Source organism: Streptococcus sp. HMSC34B10, assembly GCF_001839505.1.
GTDB classification, from domain to species: domain Bacteria; phylum Bacillota; class Bacilli; order Lactobacillales; family Streptococcaceae; genus Streptococcus; species Streptococcus peroris.
In genome coordinates, this window is record NZ_KV841555.1 from 11769 (window position 1) to 34299 (window position 22531).

At 41.4% G+C, this 22531-nt stretch carries 13 protein-coding genes; 1 reads left to right on the forward strand and 12 read right to left on the reverse strand.

Annotated features, from left to right (window positions below):
* From HMPREF3237_RS05340 to HMPREF3237_RS05350, 3 genes are all read right to left on the reverse strand, one after another.
* A partial coding sequence (locus HMPREF3237_RS05340) for a CshA/CshB family fibrillar adhesin-related protein (RefSeq protein WP_070889079.1) occupies nt 1–5326 on the reverse strand: 5326 nt, incomplete at its 3' end.
* A gap of 243 nt (nt 5327–5569) precedes the next feature.
* Complete coding sequence (gene rpoC / locus HMPREF3237_RS05345) at nt 5570–9220, reverse strand: DNA-directed RNA polymerase subunit beta' (RefSeq protein WP_070889080.1); 3651 nt, start codon at nt 9218–9220, stop codon at nt 5570–5572.
* Nucleotides 9221–9252: 32 nt separating this feature from the next.
* Entirely contained in the window at nt 9253–12855 is a 3603-nt protein-coding gene (locus tag HMPREF3237_RS05350) for a DNA-directed RNA polymerase subunit beta (protein WP_070889081.1), read from the reverse strand.
* A 432-nt stretch (nt 12856–13287) separates the two neighbouring features.
* On the opposite strand from HMPREF3237_RS05350, the gene HMPREF3237_RS05355 reads away from it, so the two are divergent.
* Nucleotides 13288–14145, forward strand: coding sequence for a 5'-nucleotidase, lipoprotein e(P4) family (locus tag HMPREF3237_RS05355; protein ID WP_070889082.1), 858 nt, complete (start codon nt 13288–13290; stop codon nt 14143–14145).
* A gap of 143 nt (nt 14146–14288) precedes the next feature.
* Here HMPREF3237_RS05355 and HMPREF3237_RS05360 read toward each other — a convergent pair whose 3' ends face one another.
* The 9 genes from HMPREF3237_RS05360 to HMPREF3237_RS05400 all read right to left on the reverse strand — a co-directional run bounded on the left by HMPREF3237_RS05360 (nt 14289) and on the right by HMPREF3237_RS05400 (nt 22341).
* Nucleotides 14289–15791, reverse strand: coding sequence for a zinc ABC transporter substrate-binding protein AdcA (locus HMPREF3237_RS05360; protein ID WP_070889083.1), 1503 nt, complete (start codon nt 15789–15791; stop codon nt 14289–14291).
* Between the two features lie 9 nt (nt 15792–15800).
* On the reverse strand, nt 15801–16607 hold the full coding sequence (locus tag HMPREF3237_RS05365) for a metal ABC transporter permease (RefSeq protein ID WP_006144783.1): 807 nt from the start codon (nt 16605–16607) through the stop codon (nt 15801–15803).
* Nucleotides 16600–17304, reverse strand: coding sequence for a metal ABC transporter ATP-binding protein (locus HMPREF3237_RS05370; protein WP_006144781.1), 705 nt, complete (start codon nt 17302–17304; stop codon nt 16600–16602). The genes HMPREF3237_RS05365 and HMPREF3237_RS05370 overlap by 8 nt, the downstream gene beginning before the upstream one ends.
* Nucleotides 17304–17744 carry a zinc-dependent transcriptional regulator AdcR gene (gene adcR, locus HMPREF3237_RS05375; RefSeq protein WP_070889084.1) on the reverse strand — a complete coding sequence of 147 codons (441 nt, stop codon included), beginning with the start codon at nt 17742–17744 and terminating at the stop codon, nt 17304–17306. The genes HMPREF3237_RS05370 and adcR overlap by 1 nt, the downstream gene beginning before the upstream one ends.
* A gap of 138 nt (nt 17745–17882) precedes the next feature.
* Nucleotides 17883–19151 (reverse strand): D-alanyl-lipoteichoic acid biosynthesis protein DltD, encoded by a 1269-nt coding sequence (gene dltD, locus HMPREF3237_RS05380; RefSeq protein ID WP_070889085.1) that lies wholly within the window; start codon nt 19149–19151, stop codon nt 17883–17885.
* Nucleotides 19144–19383, reverse strand: coding sequence for a D-alanine--poly(phosphoribitol) ligase subunit DltC (gene dltC / locus HMPREF3237_RS05385; RefSeq protein WP_006144777.1), 240 nt, complete (start codon nt 19381–19383; stop codon nt 19144–19146). Before dltC ends, dltD begins: the two co-directional genes overlap by 8 nt.
* 14 nt (nt 19384–19397) lie before the next feature.
* Complete coding sequence (gene dltB / locus HMPREF3237_RS05390; RefSeq protein WP_070889086.1) at nt 19398–20642, reverse strand: D-alanyl-lipoteichoic acid biosynthesis protein DltB; 1245 nt, start codon at nt 20640–20642, stop codon at nt 19398–19400.
* Nucleotides 20639–22189: a D-alanine--poly(phosphoribitol) ligase subunit DltA gene (gene dltA / locus HMPREF3237_RS05395; RefSeq protein ID WP_070889087.1), complete on the reverse strand. Its 1551-nt coding sequence runs from the start codon at nt 22187–22189 to the stop codon at nt 20639–20641. Before dltA ends, dltB begins: the two co-directional genes overlap by 4 nt.
* A gap of 20 nt (nt 22190–22209) precedes the next feature.
* The gene (locus HMPREF3237_RS05400; RefSeq protein WP_070889088.1) at nt 22210–22341 is read right to left on the reverse strand and encodes a teichoic acid D-Ala incorporation-associated protein DltX; all 132 of its coding nucleotides are present in this window, start codon (nt 22339–22341) and stop codon (nt 22210–22212) included.
* Nucleotides 22342–22531: the final 190 nt, after the last annotated feature.

The following is a 22531-nucleotide window of genomic DNA, read 5'->3' on the forward strand; positions in this document are numbered from 1 at the left end:
CTGGAGTTACTGTTGGTGTGTATTTAGCGGTTACCGGTGTACCGTTCTTGTCGACACGTTTAACAGTTACGCCTGTTCCTACTCCTGTGAATGATTTTTCTGGGACGAAGGTCACTGTTCCATCTGGGGCTACAGTGTAAGTTCCTTCGCCTGGAATAACCTTAGTTGTTGAACCATCTTCGAAGGTTGCTGGAACATCATTATCCATTGGCACATCAGGATTACCTGGGGTAAAGGTTGGGGTACCTGTTTGTGTCTTACCTTGGATATCTGTTGTTGTTACTGGTTTCGCAGTTGGTGTTACTGGAGTTACTGTTGGTGTGTATTTAGCGGTTACTGGTGTACCGTTCTTATCTACACGCTTAACAGTTACACCTGTTCCTACTCCTGTGAATGATTTTTCTGGGACGAAGGTTACTGTACCGTCTGGTGCTACAGTGTAAGTTCCTTCTCCTGGAATAACCTTAGTTGTTGAACCATCTTCGAAGGTTGCTGGAACAGTATTGTCTATTGGCACATTTGGATTCCCTTCTGTGAAGGTTGGGGTGCCTGTTTGTGTCTTACCTTGGATATCTGTTGATGTCGCTGGATCTGCTGTTGGAACTACTGGTGTAATCTTAGGTGTGTAAGTTGTTTCTACAGCTGTTGCATTCGCGTCTTTAGCTTGAACCTTAACTGGAACGACTTCACCTGAGTATGATTTATCAGTTGGTGTGAAAGTGACAACACCTGTAGCCTTATCAACTGTAAAGGTACCGATAACCTTACCGTCTGGTGACTTAGCATCTACTGAAGCAGCTGGTTGACCATTTTCATCAAGAAGGGTAATGGTATCCTTGTCGATTGGAGCAACTGGATCACCTTCTGTGAAGGTCACTGTACCAGTTTGAACCACACCTTGAGGTGCTTCTGATTCAGCTGGTGTTGCTGTTGGAGCTACTGGTGTAACAGTTGGTGTGTACTTAGCTGTTGCTGGAGTACCGTTTTTATCGACACGCTTAACAGTTACGCCTGTTCCGACTCCTGTGAATGATTTTTCAGGAACGAAGGTTACAGTTCCGTCTGGGGCTACTGTGTAGGTTCCTTCGCCTGGAATAACCTTAGTTGTTGAACCATCTTCGAAGGTTGCTGGAACAGTATCATCCATTGGTACGTTTGAGTTACCTGGTGTGAATGTTGGTTTACCAGATTGAGTTTGACCTTGTTTGTCAGTTGAAGTAGCATCTTCAGCTGTTGGTTTCACTGGAGTTACTGTTGGTGTGTATGTCGCAGAAGCTTTTGTACCGTTCATATCTACACGAACAACTGTTACAGCTGGTGCTGTTCCGATAAATGATTTTTCAGGAACGAATGTAACTGTTCCGTCTGGGGCTACTGTATAAGTACCAACGTTTGGAACTGTCTTCGTAGTTGTACCATCTTCAAATGTAGCTGGTACAGTTTCGTTGATAGCAACAGTCTTCTCAACACCGTCAACTGTCACAGTTCCACCCTTGAATTCAGGTTTTCCTGTTTGAGTTGCACCTTGTACATCGGTAGATGTTGCTGGTGTTGCTGTTGGTGTTACAGGGACAATCTCTGGAGTGTAAGTTGTATCAACCTTGATACCGTTTGAGCTTTCAGCTTGAACCTTAACTGGTGTAACAGTACCTGTGTAAGATTTGTCAGTTGGTGTGAAAGTTACAGTACCAGTTGCTGGGTCGATTGAGAAGTTACCGATAACAGTTGTACCATCTGCCGCATAGGCTGGTGTAGTTCCACTTACTTCATTACCATCTTTATCCAAAAGTTTATAGCTATTTGCTTTAATGGTTACAGGTTTGTCTTGACCATTTACTTGGACAGTTGTTCCTGCAAAAGTTGGCGTACCAGTTTGAGTTGCACCTTGGATATCTTTAGATGTAGCTGGCTTAGCTGTCGGAGCAGCTGCTTTTACAGTTGGAGTGTAGCTTGCTTCAGAAGTAATAGTTGAAGTTGCACCTGTAGCATTTGTCACAGTTGCAGTTGCTTGCACTTTAACTCCCTGAGCAGTTCCGACAAAGTCTTTTTCAGGAGTGAAGGTTACAGCTCCTGTAGTAGGATCAATTGTGTAGCTTCCTTCTCCTGCTACTGTTACAGTTGTTGCGTCTGTCGGTTGACCTGTAGCTGGATCCACCAATTTCTTGCTTGTGATTTGGGCAGTCTTGTCGTTACTCAAATCAAAAGTTGGTGTTTGTGTTTGAGGAACGTTTTGAATGTCTTCAGAAACTTTATTGGTTGGAGTAACGGTAATTGGTGTTACTGTTGGTGTGTACTTAGCTGTAGCAGTCTTAATGTACTCTTCTTGAATCTTACCGTCTTTATTTCGACCAACTGGCGCTGACAATGTAACTTCCACACCTTTGGCTGTACCAGTAAAGCTTGGTTCTGGAGTGAAGGTTACTTCACCAGTTGTAGGATTAATAGTGTAAGTCCCTTCTCCTGCTACTGTTACAGATGTCGCATCAGTAGTAAGACCTGTTGCTGGGTCTACCAACTTAGCAGGATATTCTGCACTTGGAGTGACCGAAATCTTGTCTCCATTTGCGTTAGTTTCAGTTGTGTTAAAGGTTGGTGTTTCTTTTTGAGTTGCACCTTGAATATCTTTAGATGTCTTGTCAACCCCTTCAATTTCAATAGGAGTGACTGTTGGAACGTATTGACCATCCATGGTATTCAACTGACCATCAATATTTGGTTCTTGGTCTGGGAATTTTGATGACCAACCAGTATCGTAACCGTTGTTATCTACACGACGGATTGAGATACCATCAGCAGTTCCAAGGAAGTTATCCTCAGGAATAAACTCAACATCTACATCTTTACCTTTAGCAGTAATCTTGTACTTACCTTGTCCTTTAACGACGTAGTAACCGTCTGCATCAAGGGTTGCACGATTGCCATCTTTGTCAACGATGTATGGTGCTACTGTTTCATCGATGACTGCCTGAGAGTTACGTTGATACTTGTGCTCTCCACGTGCTGTAAAGGTTACTGTTGCTGTTTGTTTAGTAGCTTGAGGACCAGAAGTTTCCTTAAATTCCCCTTTAGGTGGGTGGGTGATTTGAGTCTTGAAGTCTTCTACTTCCCCTGAAAAGGCCATACCCGTTGGACTTTCAATCTCAGTAGCTTTCTTAGCAATACGGACACGAGCACCAAGCTCGTTGACGCTAGGATCGATGTAAGTCTTGCTGTTTGCAAAGGTCAACTCAACAGTGCCATCTTGTGTGATTGTAGCGAGATTTGAGCGTTCATCCTCATCGAATTTACCATTTTGGTTAAAGTCTACCCAACCATAGATATGTGCTTCTGAAGCTCCATCCAAATGGGCTTGAACTGACATCTTGTAGTTCCCTGGGCGTGTACGGTCCATCTTGATCATCTCATTGGTTGTCCCTTTGAGGTCATCTGGAAGCAATTGGTCAATTCCTTCATCGGCCGTAGTTGCCTTATCATCACCGAACCAGTCAAGAGTCGTATTTTCATCCATATCTGGGCTCACGTTACCAAGATACGGTTGATTTACTTTCGCTCCAGTAACACCGTCTACAGTTGCAATGGTATGAACTGCCTTACCATATGACTCAGGAGCATCCCCTTCATCAAGCGGGAAGAAACCAAGCATGGCTGATTGTTTCCCGCCTGAAGCAATGTAAAGACCAATCTCAGAAGCCCCCCTAGTCATAACAAGAGGAACATCCACATCAGCAGCAGAAATATTTGGTCCGAAGATCCCTGTTCCGAGACCTCCAGTTGTTAAATCGGCACTTCCAAAGTACTTCCAAGCAACTGCTTTTTTATCTGGCCCAACTTGATTTGCTCTTCGAAGTTGGTCAAGGTTGATCCTATTGAAATTCATGCCATTTATTTTAGTGGAAGGGTTCGAACCAAATAAATTGTCTGTGTCTTGAGGAATATAAGTTACATTATTTCCTCTGACCGATTTTTTCCATTCCCCTATATGTTGCCATCCTTGTCCGTTTGTGGTGAACATAACCAATTCACCGATGCTAGCAGATTCCCCATCCGCCATAACAATGGCAGGTTTGACCACTTTTCCACGGAAGGTCGCAGAAATTTCAAACTGGACTCCAATGTTCCCACCATTTAATTCTGAACTAATGGTAGTTTTCTTTGTCCCAGTATCAATACCTTCGAATTTAATTTCAGTCCAACGGTTTTGAGCCTCGGCAATAACCTTTGCTTCGTGACCAGCGTTCAATTCTGCAAGCGCTTTTTGATCAGTAGTCCCACTCACATAACCATTTCTGGCATTTGGATCATAGGTAGCCTTTTCAGCTGCCGTCGCTCCTCGGTCTTCTAAGCGCTTTTTGTAGATTTCTGTTGCTTGGAAGGGTTTCAAAGATTTAACTTTGACGGTTACCACGTAACCCGGCATAATTTCCTTAGTATAGGTGGCACCAACTTGAAGGGCAAGATCCCCATTCGACGTTGTTGTAGTACCCGTCCAGTTGGCTGTATCCCCAAAGTCCAACCAAGTAATCTGTCTAGTCATAGATTTGGCATCAAGATTTGTTGTATATCCTGGTTTTTCAACTTTTGGAGTTGATGTTGCGTCTACAACATCTGCCCCTACTCCAGTAGTAGCTGCTGTTTCTGCACGGAAGGCTGTGCCTTTGTCAATCTCTTTCCCATTACGAGGGTCGTTCTTCCCTGTATTTGCGATTGCGTTTGTCCCTTCAGCTGGTGCAGTGTTTTCAGCTGGTTTTCCTGTAGTTGCTTCTGTTGTAGCAGGAGTTTCAACTACTGGTTTTTCTACTTTCGCTACTTCCTTATTTTTCAGTTTCGCATTGACAATTGTTACAAGTGATTGGTAAGCTGCATCTAGTTCAGCTTGGCTTGTAGCAGTTGCAAGAACATTTTGAGCGTTGGCAAGACTTGCTTTGAGAACTTCTACACTCTCATCTGTCTTGTTGCTGTATTTGCCATTTGCCAAGTTTGCTTCAACTTCAGCAACATAAGCTGCTAATGTTTCAGTTTTAAGCTCAGGTTTTACCTCAGTTGAAACTACAGGTGCTGCTTCTGCTTGGTAAGTCACTTCTTTTGCAGGTGCTGCTTTCACTTCTTTTGCAGGTGCTGCTTCAGTCGTAGCAGGTGTTTTAGCTTTTTCAACTTCCGTTTTAGCTGCGACACCTTCAGCTTGTTTATTTTCAGTCACTTCATCAGCTCCGACACTTGTAGCAGTTCCAGCCATCACTAGTGTTCCTAGTAGGACCGAACAAACCCCTACATGAAGTTTACGGATTGAGAATCTACTGATACGATCGTTAAACAGATCATTTTTCATGATTTTCCTCCATCCCCCTTTGGGAATTTATTTTTTATAGTTTATTTATTGTTGATTATCTCTAAAAATACAACATCTTATTTTTACACTTCAAAGTATAAATGTCAAGAATTTTTACCATTTTTTTATTAAATGACCTAGCCTTAAGACAAATTGGTCAATTTTTCAAGAAAATAGGCCTTATACTTTTCGTATCTCTAACACGCCAAAAGAGGGAAAGTTCCCTCTTTTAGAGTTAGTCAATTATTCATTTGTTTCGTCTGTCTCCACTAAGACGTCCACTTGTCCTTCTTCTTGTGAATCTACGAGAAGTGACTCTTCATTAACAGCTTGTGGTTCAAGGTTGCGGTAACGAGCCATACCAGTACCTGCTGGGATGATCTTACCGATGATAACATTTTCCTTAAGTCCAAGGAGATGATCTTTCTTACCACGGATAGCCGCATCTGTAAGGACACGCGTTGTTTCCTGGAAGGAAGCCGCTGACAAGAAGCTATTTGTTTCAAGTGAGGCTTTGGTAATTCCCATAAGGACTGGGCGACCAGTCGCTGGAACACCACCTGCGATAAGGACATCTTTGTTGGCATCTGTAAAGTCGTTGATATCCAAAAGTGTACCCATGAGAAGGTCTGTATCACCTGGATCCATGACACGAACTTTACGGATCATTTGACGAACCATAACCTCGATGTGTTTGTCGCCGATTTCTACCCCTTGGCTACGGTAAACTTTTTGTACTTCACCAAGAAGATAAGTTTCAACTGACAAGACATCACGTACAGCAAGGAGATGTTTTGGTTGGATAGAACCTTCTGTCAAGGCTGCACCACGAGAGACTTGATCTCCAACTTGGACACGCATACGAGCTGTAAATGGTACCACGTATTCGCCTTCACCAGTTTCGCCCTTAACAAAGACTTTCTTAGTGCGAGTTGAAGCATCTTCTTCGATTGCAGTAACTTGTCCTTTGACTTCTGTGATAACCGCTTCCCCTTTAGGATTGCGGGCTTCAAAGATTTCTTGGACACGAGGAAGACCTTGCGTGATATCGGTATTTGAGGCAACACCACCCGTGTGGAAGGTACGCATTGTAAGCTGTGTACCAGGTTCCCCGATAGATTGGGCAGCGATGGTTCCAACTGCTTCACCCACTTCAACCGCATCACCAGTTGCCAAGTTGATACCATAACAGTGACGGCAGACACCGTGACGAGTGTTACATGTAAATACAGAGCGGATAGTGACTTCTTCCACACCAGCATTGACAATTTCACGCGCCTTGTCTTCTGTAATCAATTCGTCTGGGCCGATGATGACTTCACCAGTTTCTGGGTGGCGAACCGTTTTCTTAGTGTAACGACCATTGAGACGTTCTTCAAGAGATTCAATCATCTCTTTACCTTCTGTGATAGAGCGGATCAAGAGACCACGGTCAGTTCCACAGTCATCCTCACGAATGATAACGTCTTGGGCAACGTCAACCAAACGACGAGTCAAGTAACCTGAGTCGGCTGTCTTCAAGGCCGTATCGGTCATCCCTTTACGGGCACCGTGAGTTGAGAAGAACATTTCGAGTACTGACAAACCTTCACGGAAGTTTGAAAGGATTGGCAATTCCATGATACGTCCGTTCGGAGCTGCCATCAAACCACGCATACCGGCAAGTTGTGAGAAGTTTGAGATATTACCACGGGCACCAGAGTCCATCATCATAACGATTGGGTTCTTAGGATCTTGGTTGGCAACCAAACGTTTTTCAAGTTTTTCACGAGCTGCACGCCATTCAGCTGTAACAGCATTATAGCGTTCATCATCTGTAATCATACCACGACGGAACTGTTTAGTGATTTGTTCCACACGTTTGTGTGATTCTTCGATGATTTCAGCCTTGTCTTCAACAACCGGGATATCCGCAATACCCACTGTCAATCCAGCAAGTGTTGATTGATGGTAACCTAAGTTCTTCAAACGGTCAAGGAAGGCTGAAGTTTCTGTTGTACGGAAACGTTTGAAAATCTCAGCGATGATATTTCCAAGGTTTTTCTTCTTGAATGGTGGATTGATTTCCAACGCGCTAATAGCTTCATGGATATTTCCACCTAGTGGCAAGAAGTATTTATCCGAAACGCCTTCTGTCAAGTTAGCGTTTGTTGGCTCTTGCAAGTATGGTAGGCCTTCTGGCATGATATCGTTGAAGAGGATTTTACCAACAGTTGTCAGCAAGATTTTGTGTTTTTGATCCTCTGTCCATGGTTTATTCAAACTATCAGTCGTAATCCCAACACGTGAGTGTAGGTGAACATAACCATTGCGATATGCCATGACAGCTTCGTCACGGTCCTTAAAGACCATTCCTTCACCTTCACGACCAGCTTCTTCCATGGTCAAGTAATAGTTCCCCAAAACCATATCCTGAGATGGTGTAACGACTGGTTTTCCATCTTTTGGATTCAAGATGTGTTCAGCAGCCAACATCAAGATACGAGCTTCTGCTTGTGCTTCTTCTGAAAGAGGCACGTGGATGGCCATTTGGTCCCCGTCAAAGTCGGCATTATAGGCTTCACAGGCTAGTGGATGCAAACGAAGAGCTTTACCGTCAATCAAGACAGGCTCAAAGGCTTGAATCCCCAAACGGTGAAGGGTCGGTGCGCGGTTCAAAAGCACTGGGTGTTCTTTAATGACTTCTTCCAAGATATCCCAGATACGTTCGTCTCCACGTTCTACCAAGCGTTTTGCCGCCTTAACGTTTTGCACGATATCGCGAGCTACGATTTCACGCATGACAAATGGTTTAAAGAGCTCGATGGCCATTTCACGTGGCACACCACATTGGTACATCTTAAGAGTTGGACCAACGGCGATAACGGAACGTCCTGAGAAGTCAACACGTTTACCGAGCAAGTTTTGACGGAAACGTCCTTGTTTCCCTTTGAGCATGTGGCTCAATGATTTGAGTGGCCGACTACCAGGTCCAGTAATCGGACGACCACGACGACCATTGTCAATCAAAGCGTCAACTGCTTCTTGAAGCATCCGTTTCTCATTTTGAACGATGATACCTGGTGCATTCAACTCAAGCAAACGAGCCAAACGGTTGTTCCGGTTGATCACACGACGGTAAAGGTCGTTCAAGTCAGATGAGGCAAAACGCCCACCATCCAACTGCAACATTGGACGAAGATCTGGTGGAATAACTGGCAAGATGTTAAGAACCATCCATTCAGGTTTGTTTCCAGATTTGTAAAAGGCATCCAAAACATCCAAACGGCGGATGGCTTTGACACGTTTTTGTCCAGTAGCTGTTTTCAACTCTTCTTTGAGTTCAGCAATTTCTTTTTCAAGATCAACTTGTTTCAAGAGGTCTTGGATAGCTTCGGCACCCATTTTGGCAACGAATGAACCATGACCAAATTCACGTAAGCGTTCACGGTATTCACGCTCTGTCATGATAGATTTGTGCTCAAGTGGTGTATCTTTTGGATCGATCACCACGTAAGCAGCAAAGTAGATTACTTCCTCGAGGGCACGAGGGCTCATATCAAGGGTCAAGCCCATACGGCTTGGAATTCCCTTGAAATACCAGATATGAGATACAGGAGCTTTCAACTCGATGTGTCCCATACGTTCACGACGAACTTTTGTACGCGTTACTTCAACACCACAACGGTCACAAACAATCCCTCTGTAACGAATGCGTTTGTATTTACCACAAGCACATTCCCAGTCTTTTGTAGGACCAAAGATCACTTCGTCAAAGAGCCCTTCACGTTCTGGTTTCAACGTACGGTAATTGATTGTTTCAGGTTTTTTGACTTCTCCATAAGACCATGAACGGACTTTGCTTGGAGAAGCTAGTGTGATTTGCATTCTTTTAAAACGATTTACATCAACCACTATTTCTTCCCTTTCTATTTTAAGTGAACTGCTTATTCTTGTTCAGCAGCTTCTTCTGTTGTTTCCGCTTTTGCATTTTCTTCTGCATCAAAGGCTGCTTTAGCCTCTTGAGCTGCTCTTTCGCGGGCTTTTTCAAGGTCATCTACGTGGATGACATCTTCGTCCATTCCTTCATCTAGGTCACGAAGTTCCACTTCTTGATCATCTTCGTCAAGAACACGCATGTCAAGACCAAGAGATTGCAATTCTTTCACAAGAACTCGGAATGATTCTGGAACACCTGGTTTTGGAATTGGTTTTCCTTTTGTAATAGCTTCATAAGCTTTCAAACGTCCGTTGATATCGTCAGACTTGTAAGTCAAGATTTCTTGGAGGACATTTGAAGCACCATAGGCTTCAAGCGCCCAAACTTCCATCTCACCGAAACGTTGTCCACCAAACTGAGCTTTACCTCCGAGTGGTTGTTGTGTAACGGTTGAGTAAGGTCCAACTGAACGAGCGTGCAATTTATCGTCAACCATGTGGTGGAGTTTAATCATGTACATGACACCGACTGACACACGGTTATCAAATGGTTCCCCAGTACGTCCATCGTAAAGGATTGTCTTAGCATCACTATCCATACCTGCTTCTTTGACAGTGTCCCAAAGGTCTTCAGAACTTGCTCCGTCAAAGACTGGCGTTGCGATGTGAATACCAAGAGTACGAGCTGCCATACCTAGGTGAAGTTCCATAACTTGTCCGATATTCATACGTGATGGCACCCCAAGAGGGTTCAACATGATATCAACTGGAGTTCCATCTGGAAGATAAGGCATGTCTTCTACAGGAACGATACGAGAAACAACCCCTTTGTTTCCGTGACGTCCGGCCATCTTATCTCCGACCTTAATCTTACGTTTTTGTGCGATGTAGACGCGGACTAGCATGTTAACGCCAGATTGCAATTCATCACCATTTGCACGTGTAAAGATTTTAACATCACGTACGACACCATCGGCACCGTGTGGTACACGAAGAGAAGTGTCACGAACTTCACGAGATTTGTCTCCGAAGATAGCGTGCAAGAGACGTTCTTCAGCAGAAAGGTCCTTTTCACCCTTAGGTGTTACTTTACCTACAAGGATGTCCCCTTCTTTAACCTCAGCACCGATACGGATAATACCCATTTCGTCAAGATCTTTAAGGGCATCTTCACCAACGTTTGGAATTTCACGAGTGATTTCTTCAGGCCCAAGCTTTGTATCGCGTGTTTCTGATTCGTATTCTTCAAGGTGAACAGAAGTATAAACATCATCTTTCACCAAGCGTTCGCTCATGATAACGGCATCCTCGAAGTTGTAACCTTCCCATGTCATGTAGGCAACGATTGGGTTTTGTCCAAGCGCCATTTCACCTTTTTCCATAGAAGGTCCATCTGCAATAAAGTCACCTTTTTCGACGACATCACCAACTTTAACAAGAGTACGTTGGTTGTAAGCAGTACCTGAGTTTGAACGGCGGAATTTTTGAACGTGGTATACATCAAGAGAACCATCTTCGCGGCGAACTTCTACCTCGTCAGCATCCGCATAGGTAACTTTACCATCGTATTGAGCAATAATAGCAGCTCCTGAGTCGTGGGCAGCCTGGTATTCCATACCAGTACCAACGAAAGGTGCTTTTGGATCAATCAATGGCACAGCTTGACGTTGCATGTTAGCACCCATGAGGGCACGGTTGGAGTCATCGTTTTCCAAGAAAGGAATACATGCTGTCGCAACGGCAACTACCTGTTTAGGAGAAACGTCCATATAATCAACACTTGATGATGGATATTCTTGGTTAACCCCTTGGTGACGTCCCATGACAACTTTTTCTGCGAAAGTTCCATCTGCATTCAATTTTGAGTTAGCTTGCGCAACTGTGTATTCATCTTCTTCATCGGCAGTCAACCAAACGATTTCGTTGGTTACTTTACTAGTTGCACGATCTACCTTACGGTATGGTGTTTGAATGAATCCATATTTGTTTAAGTGTCCATATGAAGACAAGTTGTTGATCAAACCGATGTTTGGTCCTTCAGGTGTTTCAATCGGACACATACGACCATAGTGAGTGTAGTGCACGTCACGCACTTCATATCCAGCGCGGTCACGTGTCAAACCACCAGGTCCTAAGGCAGACAAACGACGTTTGTGTGACAACTCAGAAAGTGGGTTGTGTTGGTCCATGAACTGCGACAATTGAGAAGAACCAAAGAATTCTTTGATTGCTGCAGTTACTGGACGGATGTTAATGATTTGTTGAGGTGTTAACACTTCGTTATCTTGAACAGACATACGTTCACGAACATTACGTTCCATACGTGAAAGTCCAAGACGTACTTGGTTGGCAAGCAATTCACCAACGGCACGGATACGACGATTTCCGAGGTGGTCGATATCATCAACGCGACCGATACCTTCAGCCAAGTTGAGGAAGTAGCTCATCTCAGAAAGGATATCTGCCGGAGTGATAGTGCGAACTTTATCCTCTGGATTTGCATTACCGATGATTGTTACAACACGATCTGGGTCAGTAGGTGCTACAACCTTGAATTTTTGAAGAACAACTGGTTCTGTCAAAACAGCTGAGTCATTTGGAGTGTAGACAATCTTGTTCAAATCACCATCCAAGTGATCTTCGATGCTTTCAATAACATCGCGAGTCATGACAGCACCTTTTTCAACCAAGATTTCACCAGTTTCAGGGTCCACCAATGGTTCAGCGATTGTTTGGTTGAGCAAACGAGTTTTAATATTTAATTTCTTGTTAATCTTGTAGCGTCCAACAGCTGCCAAGTCATAACGACGTGGGTCGAAGAAACGAGCCACAAGCAAGGTACGTGAACTCTCGGCAGTTTTTGGTTCACCTGGACGAAGACGCTCATAAATTTCTTTCAATGCTTCGTCTGTACGAGAGTCCATTGGGTTTTTATGGATATCTTTTTCAACAGTGTTGCGAACCAACTCGCTGTCACCAAAGATATCAAAGATTTCGTCATCGCCTGAGAAACCTAGCGCACGAACCAAGGTCGTAAATGGAATTTTACGAGTACGGTCGATACGAGTGTAGACGATATCTTTTGAGTCGCTTTCAAGTTCCAACCAAGCCCCACGGTTAGGGATAACAGTTGAACCGTAGCCCACTTTACCGTTCTTATCTACCTTATCATTAAAGTAAACACCTGGAGAGCGCACCAACTGTGATACGATGATCCGTTCACCACCGTTGATGATGAAAGTCCCCATCTCAGTCATGATTGGGAAATCACCAAAGAATACTTCCTGGGTTTTAATTTCGCCAGTTTCTTTGTTAATCAAGCGGAAGGTTACAAAGATAGGTGCTGAATAGCTGGCATCATGGATACGAGCCTCTTCAAGCGTATATTTAGGTTCTTTGATTTCGTAGCCAACAAATTCCAACTCCATTGTGTCTGTGAAGTTTGAAATTGGCAATACATCTTCAAACACTTCCTTCAGACCATGGTCTAGGAAATCTTTGAATGAATCAGTTTGAATTTCAATCAAATTTGGTAAGTCAAGAACTTCTTTGATTCTTGAAAAACTACGACGGGTACGATGTTTCCCGTATTGAACGTCATGTCCTGCCAAGATGATTCTCCTTTTTAAATAAAGTTCCAAGCTTAGTAATCTAAGCCAATAATTATCATTAGATGGTTTTAAAACCCCTATCAACTTATCCCTTTCGACCAATTTTCAGAATCTTTAAATCTCTATTACAAATCCTCAAAAACCTGAAAATGAGCACAAAAAGAGCAGCTAAATCCGACTTCTCCAGTTTGATTTAACTGCTGTGAGCCTTGTCCGGACAATATTTCAGACAAAACCTACGACAAATGATTATTTATATTATACCTTATTTAGCTAGATTTTTCAAGGTCTTTTAGAGATTTTTCTCTTCCTCCAATCCGATAATTATCTGTAGCATTTTTTGAAAAAGCAAGTCCATATTTAGGAAAACGCTTGCCTTAACTATCCCCTCATGCTATACTGTTATTGAAATTAATAAATAGGAGATATTTTATGAAAACAGCAAAAACCACTGTTACAATCGTTTCTGCACTTGCATCTGTCATCTTATTGACCAGTTGTGCGACAAAATCTACAGAAACACAAACATCTGCTAATAGCTCATCCGACAATCAGATTACAATGACTTACGATCAGTTACGGTCTAGAGAAAATACCATGTCAACTCTCTGGTATCAAAAAGCCGCTGAAACAAAAGCCTTGTATCTACAAGGTTATAATGTTGCTACAGATCGTTTGAAGGAATTACTTAAAAAAGAATCAGATAAACCTTATTCGATTGTTTTGGACTTGGATGAAACAGTCTTAGACAACAGTCCTTACCAAGTTCAAAATGTCAAAGATGGAACAGCGTTCACACCTGAAAATTGGGATGTTTGGGTCCAAAAAGCTGCAGCAAAAGCTGTTCCAGGCGCAAAAGATTTTCTTCAATTTGCTGATCAAAACGGTGTCCAAATCTACTATATTTCTGACCGCTCAGTGAGTCAAGTAGATGCTACCATTAAAAATCTAGAAAACGAAGGGATTCCTGTACAGGGACGTGACCATCTCATGTTCCTAGAGAGTGGTGTAAAATCTAAAGAAGGTCGTCGCCAAGCTGTTCAAGAAAAAACAAATCTTGTGTTACTATTTGGTGATAACCTTGTAGACTTTGCAGATTTTTCTAAAACTTCTGAAGCCGACCGTGACAAACAACTTGAAGAATTGCAAAAAGAATTTGGTGAAAAATTCATCATCTTCCCAAATCCAATGTACGGATCATGGGAAACAGCAGTTTACGGTGGTAATAAACTAGATGCCAAAGGACAAGTAGAAGAACGCGAAAAAGCTTTACAAGGCTTTGACAAATAAAGTAAGCTTGAAACTGAATAAATTTATAAGTACATAAATGGGGGGCAATGGCTCTTTAACTTACAAAACTCAAAAAAGCGGACAAGAGAGGATTCTGATAATCAGAAAACTTTCCTGTCCGCTTTTATCATGTGAATCGTATCTTAATGTGCCAACATCTCTTGGGCGATTTCTTGGCCAGATAAGTTGTCTGGATAGTAGGTAGGCCAGTTGTCCATCTCTTCAAAGAGGGCTTCTTGGCTCTTTCCTCCAAAGAAAATATGAAAATGTTCTGCCTTGACCGGAGCAATATTATGATCGCTAAACTGAACATACTTGAACTGTCCAGCATCCGCATCTGTCGCTTCAAAGAGGTAGCGAACACCTCGATTCCCCTTCTTATAAGTCAAGATTTTCTTGCCAACATACTTGTAGTTATATTTCTTACTTTGGTCACCTTGGATGAATTCCATAGTATTATCCGTAATGTTAATCTTGGTCACATCTGTTCTGTAGCCTTTTTGATAGTAGGCCTTATACTCATCCTTGGTCATCTTACCAGTCAACTTAGCCTTGTAGTCAAAGACTTGATCAAGAGTTCCATTTTCAAGGAAAGGATAGACAGACTGCCAGTTGCCAGCATAGTCACTTAGGGTGCGATCCTTAACATCAGCATCCTCAAAGTAACCATTTTGAACTGTTTTCGTATCCTCTGCCTTTTCTGGTTCGATTTCTGGGCCTTCTTGGTCAGTGGTTTGCTTGAGGACTTGCAAATTTTTCTCCATGATAGAGATGTAATTCTCTCCAGCCTTAGTCTCCTCTTCTGTCAGACTTTCTAAAGGATTGAGGACATCTGTCTTGACACCTGCTTCTTTTGATAACGTATTGGCAAGAGACTGCGAAGCATTTTCTTCAAAATAGATATAGGCAATTTTATTTTTCTTGACGTATTCTGTCAATTCTGCCAAACGAGCGGCTGATGGTTCTGCATCTGGAGAAAGTCCTGATATTGCGACTTGTTTAAGCCCATAGTCTAAGGCGAGATAGTTAAAGGCTGCGTGTTGAGTCACAAAGCTCTTTTGTTTGGCACCAGAAAGTCCTTCGGTGTATGCCTTGTCTAAAGCTTGTAGTTTCTCGATATAGGCTGCAGCGTTCTTTTCAAAAGTCTCTTTTTTATCAGGATAATCTGCTGACAAACTATCACGGATGTGCTCTACAAGCTTGATTGCACGCGAAGGAGACAACCATACATGAGGATCATATTGATGATGATGTTCTTCTCCATGATCATGGTCTCCCTCTTCTTCCTCACCACCTGGTAATAATAACATATCGCCTGTTGCTTTAATCGTATTCACTTTTTTCTGGTCTAAGGTATCCAACAATTTAGGAACCCAAGTTTCCATATTTTCATTTTCATAAACGAAGGTGTCCGCTTCTTGAATCTTAGCAACCGCCTTGGCAGATGGTTCGTACTCATGAGGTTCTGTTCCAGCCCCGATTAAGAGCTCCACATTAGCAGTATCGCCTGCGACTTGCTTGGTAAACTCGTAAACAGGGTAAAATGTCGTCACGATATTGAGTTTTCCATCAGCTTGTTTTTGATGGGAACAAGCAACTAAAAAGAGCGTACATATGCTTGCTAAAAAAATTCCAATTTTTTTCATACAAATCTCCTATTTGATAAAATGTTTGAAGAGGCTGACCAATAAAAAGACAGCAACAAAAATGATAGTAATACTTGCACTTGCAGGTGTTTCTGCATAGTAGGAAATATAAAGTCCTGCCACCATACCTAGAAACCCAATAACGCAGGCAAGAATCATCACAGAACTAAAGTTTTTACCAAGGCGCAGAGCGATACTTGCTGGCAAGACCATGATAGTCGATACTAAAAGCGCACCTGCCGCTGGTATCATGAGAGCGATAGCCACACCTGTTACCATGTTAAAGAGAATGGACATGGTTCGAACTGGAAGGCCATCGACAAAAGCCGTATCTTCATCAAAGGTCAGGATATACATAGGCCTCAAAAAGAGGAAGGCCAAGATTAAAACAACCGCCGCAATGATAAAGAGCCCCACCACCTGCTCTTGACTAATGGTCACAATGGAGCCAAAGAGATACTGATCCAGACTCATAGAACTAGAACTCTTCCCCTTACTCATCACAATCAGTGAAACTGCAAGCCCTGTAGACATGAGGATAGCCGTACCAATTTCCATAAAACTCTTGTAAACCGTACGAAGATATTCAAGGAAGATCGCCGCAATCAAAACAATGGCAATGGTTGAGATGGTCGGAGAAATTCCTAAAACTAAACCAAAGGCTACCCCTGAAAGCGAGACGTGACTGAGAGTATCACTCATGAGACTTTGACGACGCAAAATTAGAAAGGTACCAAGAACTGGTGAAAATAGACTCATCGCAATAACCGCCAAAAAGGCCCGTTGCATAAAATCATAAGAAAATAGATTAAGCATGCTCCACCTCCTGGTCACTTTCATGGACATTGAAACAACGCCATGGCGAATCTTGGTCACGGACAAGGTGGATATTGCGATCTGCATAATCCTTAACTTCTTCAGGGTCGTGAGTAATCATCAGAACAGCCTTACCATGATGGTGGGCACTATGGTGCATGAGCTCATAAAATTCATTCTTGGTACCAGCGTCCATCCCTGTCGTTGGCTCATCCAAAATAAAGATATCTGGATCTGATGCAAACATACGTGCAATGACAGCCCTTTGCTTTTGCCCACCAGAAAGCGAACCAATGCGCTTATCCCGGTGCTCCCACATACCAACCGAGTTCAAACTAGCCTTGATATGTTCCTCATCGTGAGCATTTAATCGACGAAACCAACCCTTTCTTGGGAAGCGACCTGATTTGACAAATTCATAAACGGTACTTGGAAAACCCGCATTAAAACTAGCTATATGTTGGGGGAGATAGGCAATTCTTAATTTTGTCCCACGAGTGTTAGTCTTTGAAATCGTTACTTTACCAAATCTTGGCTGTAAAATACCTAAACTAGCCTTGATTAGCGTTGTCTTTGCCGCTCCATTCTCTCCAGTAAGTGTGACAAATTCCCCACTATCAACACTATAATTGATATGTTCAAGAACAGGTTCCTTGTCATAATAGAAAGATAAATCCTCAACTGTAATATATCTCATTACTTGATTTCTCCTACTAAAGCAGTTAAAAACCGCTGGATAATTTCTTGTTCATCTGGCGTGATTTGACTTGCAAGTTGCTCATAAATGGAAAGGGTATGTTCATGATGATGGTGATGTTCCTCAGCAATTGGTCGCGCTAAATCTGTCAATTGATAAAAAATCACCCGAGCATCCTTGGGGTCCTTTGAGGTTTCTAGCATCCCTTCTTTAATCAAGGATTTAACGGCCTTGGTGACAGCTGCTTGGCTGACATTTAGTCGACGCGCCAACTCCGAATTCGTTAACGATTCCTCTGATAAGAGCATCAGAATATGCTCTTGGGTATTTGTCAAAGCTACTTCACTCGTGCAATGACCAATCAAAATTTCGTGCTGGTTTTCAGATTTCAGGATTATCTCATTTAAAAATTGATCTATTTCAGTTGCTAACTGCCTCATGTATCTCTCCTTATTTTATAAACCTCATTCACATCAGAGAATATTTTTCAAAAATAGTTTACTGGTTAAGTATACCACAGTATTAAAAAAAGTCAAGAAAAATATGAAAACATACTTTTCTTGACCTTACTTAAATGATTAGTGAAACTCCTTCACATCTCCATCATAGGTTGCCCAATCCTTGCTGAAGAAACGATTATTCAACTGGTATGTGGGAGCTGGAGTTGGGTTACTTAAAAACGGATCGACCGCTTTATCAAAGGCTATCCATCCTAGCCATCCAAGGTGAATAGTATCTTTTACAAAATAAGGCTTGTCCCCATCTTTTGAGAAATCAGCAATATTAGTAAAGCCTTGACTTTCTAACTGGTAACGAATTTTTGATACAGCATGTTGATACATGTCATCGTTAAGACCCGTATATTTTGCCCATTTTTGATTCACTGGCTGAATAACAAATAGTACATTAATATTGGACTTTGCAAATTGACTCAGTAATAACTGCAAATCATTATACTCAGATGATTTAAGATAGCTATAATTTTTTTGATAACCATCCCATTTTTTCAAATCTTTTTTGATCTCTGTTGTATAAAAATGATTTTCCATACCCATATCATTATTTGTTGTATTGGCTTCTGCCTCTTTCCTAGCAATGTCTTCTAATTCTTCATAAGAAAATTGGCTTGGAAGAGTCTTCAAAAAGCGCCCAACATGTTCACGATATTTTAATTGACTTCTCATCGGAAGTTGACCAAATAAGGCTGCTTGTCCTCTATTAAAACGTGAAAATACACGAATCAGAAAATAATCTGATTCTGATAATTTCTCACCTTTTGACAACTTTTGAACTATACCTTTTAAGGCCATATTAGGATTTTTCTTTAATAACCTCGTAGCTGCATATTGCGTCGCAATATCGTCAGATTGATTTTCCAAAAACGACGTTAACTGGTCGCTATTAAAAAATCTACGGAAATTTGCTGGAGAATACTCTGTTTCTGTAAACCATTGTGGTGATATAACAAAAACTACCTGCTTATTTTCTAACTCAGATGAGATTTGCTGTAATCCGAAATATTGGTTCAGAGAAGCAGTACCAGCTTGACCTAAGAAATACGGTCTATAAGAACGGTTATATTTTTCTGGCAATACTGCCGGATGCATATTATCATAGCGAATCCATTCACTTGATCCTAAGTAAGGAACAAAACGCATATCGGGGTCGGAAAATGCTTGTGTTTTCTTACTTCGTTCCTTAAAACTTTCAACACTAATCTCTGCTGCTGAATTTTTTTCGTCCACAATATTATGATTTAGCTCAGTTGGATACAGGAAAATTAGCAAAAAAGCCAATGTCACAGCCACTATAATTGGGCCAAAAATCATCCACAAACGCTTAAGCATTCTGCAACTCCACAATTCCTGCTACGATTTTATTAGCAGTATTCCAATCATCTCTACCGAACTCAGTTACAGGCACCTTAATATCAAAACGATTTTCGATTTCTACTATCAATTCAACAGTTCCCATGCTATCCAACACACCTGCATCAAAAAGATCTTCATCCATCATGTCAGATACATCTTCCATAAACAATTCATCAATAATTTCGATAACTTCTGATTTGATATCCATTTTTCTAGTTCCTTTTATTTCTTAAACCACAAATCATTCAAAAATCCCGAAAAGATTAAGAATGAGAGCATAACAACATGGAAGGTAATAACCATTCCGAATAATTTTACCCAACGATTCTCAGGCAAGGTCGGTAAACCAGCCTTTTTACGTTTCTTATTAATCTTATTTTTCTTTCGAACCCATGCATCATTAATCACTAAGCCAACACCATGGAAAAGACCATAGGCGATGTAATACCACGTTACACCATGCCAAAATCCCATAATCAGCATATTGACGATATAAGCTACACTAGAGGTGACATTTCGATTTTTAAATAGCTTCTTTCGTGTCATAACCAAAACCATGCGCATAAAGACAAAGTCTCGAAACCAAAAAGATAAACTCATGTGCCAACGATTCCAAAATTCCTTTAAATCTCTTGATAAAAATGGTTTATTGAAGTTGATTGGGCTACGAATTCCCATCAAATTTGAAATAGCAAGTGCAAACATCGAATAGCCCGCAAAATCAAAGAAGAGGTCAAGACCAAAGGTATACATGACTCCGATAACATAGACATTAAAAATTCCACCTGCCTGTAAGGCTAAATTTTTTAAAGGCGGTAACATAATCTCACCTAAAATATGTGCCAGAATAAATTTGTATAGGAAGCCCCACATGATAAACTTAACCGATTCATCTAACATTTCCACCAGCTCATCCTTAGAAGGGATGGTTAGATAGTTTTCGTTAAAGCGTTTAAAACGGTCAATAGGGCCACTTGAAAATGTTGGCATAAAAAGTAGAAATCGAAGAAATTCCCACAGAGTAAATTCCTTAATAACGCCATCTCTCAATTCGATAATCATGCCCACCGAACGGAAAGTTAGGTAAGAAATCCCTAAAAAGCCAAGCAAGGGCTGACCACCATGGATAGTATAATCTACCTTGACAAACATAATCGGAAAAAGTGACAGAAAACTAACTATGTAAAAAATCCATTTGCTATCATGTTTTTTCCTATAGCCTTTATAAAGAAAGACTAATACTATCTGCCATAGAACATAAGCTATCAAAGGATAGAGCTGATTAGTCTTTCCCCCAATCAACATGGTCACAATAAAGAAAAGACTCACTAATATCTCGTACCAAGCAAAACGCTTTTTGAAGAATAAACCAATGAAAATAGGCAGAGTGGCTAAAATCACATATACAAAATACTGGGGATCCCCATAAGGCTCCAGATGAGGGAGCTGATTAAAAAAGTCTTTCATCGGCTATTCACCTCATTAATCAGGCCTTTAATATCAATCTTTCCATTTGGAGTTAGAGGGAGACTATCTCGATAGATAAATTTTGACGGCATCATGTAGGGCATCATGATATCAGCCAAATCTGCTTTAATAGCTTTGGTAATATCGATATCTCGTTCAAATTGCTCACGTACCCCATCTTTGAGGATGATATAAGCCAATAGATTTTGTACCTTATGGTCTCTATTATAGCGAGGAACTGCTACTGCAGATTCAATAAATCCAGATTTATTGAGATTTTGAGAAACATCTTCCAACTCAATCCTGTAACCATTAAATTTGATTTGGAAGTCCATACGACCACCATATAGAAGAAGTCCTTCATCTGTCATGGTTCCGACATCTCCAGTATGGTAGGCTGGTAACCCTTCAAATTCAAAGAAGGCGGCAGCTGTTTTTTCAGGATTATTCATATAACCTTTTGAAACAGCTGGACCAGAAACAATAATTTCCCCTTGCTCGCCATTTGGCAATTTATTTCCGTCTTCATCTATAACGAAGGTTGGAGAATCTTCTTTGGTATAGCCGATTGGTAAACGTTTGAAAGTTGCTATCATCTCATCGGTTACAGCGACTGCTGATAGAGCTACTGTTGCTTCCGTTGGACCATAGGCATTGATAATGCGTGCATTTGGGAAACGTTCACGTAATTTCTGAGCCGTTTTAACGGTCAACTCTTCCCCATCAAAGTAGAAATGGGTAATACCTGGCAACTTTTCTGCATTGAAATCTTCAGACAACATAGCCATATCTGCAAAAGATGGCGTTGAAGTCCAGATAGCAATTGGAAGAGAAAAGATGGTCGTAAAGAGTTGTTTAAAGTCTTGAGTAATGGCTGACGGAAGGGCAAACAGCGTTCCTCCAAGAGCTAAGGTCGGTGCCCAGTACATGACAGACAAATCAAAGGAATAGGGTGGTTGGGCCAACATTTGTGGACGATTTGGCGTTGCAAACTCTTCATCCGTAATCATCCAGTTGGTAAAGCTGAGCAAGTTATCGTGCGAAATTTGTACTCCTTTTGGTTTCCCAGTTGTTCCTGAGGTAAAGATGATGTAGTAGTTATCATTTCCCTTGACTGGATGAGTGATTTCGTAGCTAGCAGCTTGCGCAAATGCTTCCTGAACGTGCCCTAAACTCATCATTGGTGTTGATACTTGATTTAACGGGAATTCAGAGATGGCAACAATCAAGCTTGGTTCAGCCACTTCTATAATCGCAGATATGCGTTCTAAAGACGAATGACTATCAATTGGAATATAGGCATGGCCCGACTTGGTTAGAGCTACAAACGTAGCTAACATTTCATATTCCTGACCACCAAAGACGACTACAGGTGATTTTTCAGGTAACCCTAATTGATCAATAGCAGCAGCCAAACTGTCAGAATTGGCTTTCAAATCACCATAAGAATGCTCCTCACCTAATACATTATAAACAGGAAAAGACGGCTGACTTTGAGCAAAATTCTCAATCGTTTCAATCATATCTGTAATTGTTCTATGTGACATGATAACTCTTCTCCTCCAATCTAAAATCCATTATAAATAAATTCGCCCTGGCTTTGTCCCAAATAACTAAAGAAATAAAGTAAACCTAATACAATACAAAAATATAGCAAGGTCCGACCTAAAAACACGTACACATTTTTATATTTTTTCATCTTTTCCTATCTTTTCACAGTGAATAGAAACAATTCACATCTATACATTTACAACATTATCTATTTTACCATTTTACCACTTTATCATTTTATTTTTCAACTGTTTTTTGTATATTTTAGTGACTTTTCAGATAATTTTAAGATAGTCTCTCAAATTTCCTGACTTCACACAAGTTTAATGACTATTTGT